Source organism: Allobosea sp. ASV33 (assembly GCF_016428755.1).
Lineage (GTDB): Bacteria > Pseudomonadota > Alphaproteobacteria > Rhizobiales > Beijerinckiaceae > Allobosea.
Genome location: NZ_JAELTI010000283.1, coordinates 1 through 316, shown reverse-complemented (window position 1 = coordinate 316; position 316 = coordinate 1). Strand labels below are relative to the sequence as shown.

Genomic DNA, 316 nt, shown 5'->3' with positions numbered 1-316 from the left:
GAGCTGCTTCACCACTGCCGCGGGATCACCCTCGCCATCGACGGGAATGAAGGCCGGTGCATTCTTGAGCGGCGCCATGAAGCGCTCGCGCAGATAACGCCGGAAGCTCGCCGGGTGGCTCTCGGGCCTGTCTCTTATACACATCTCCGAGCCCACGAGACTCTAGGCGCGATCTCGTATGCCGTCTTGGGCTTGAAAAGGGGGGGGGGGGGGGGGGGGGGGGGGGGGGGGGGGGGGGGGGGGGGGGGGGGGGGGGGGGGGGGGGGGGGGGGGGGGGGGGGGGGGGGGGGGGGGGGGGGGGGGGGGGGGGGGGGGG

At 75.9% G+C, this 316-nt stretch carries 1 protein-coding gene; it reads right to left on the bottom strand.

Annotated elements, in window-relative coordinates:
* Nucleotides 1-134: 134 nt before the first annotated feature.
* On the bottom strand, nucleotides 135-316 hold a 182-nt coding region (locus tag JHD80_RS27585), incomplete at its 5' end, for a hypothetical protein (RefSeq protein WP_199093800.1).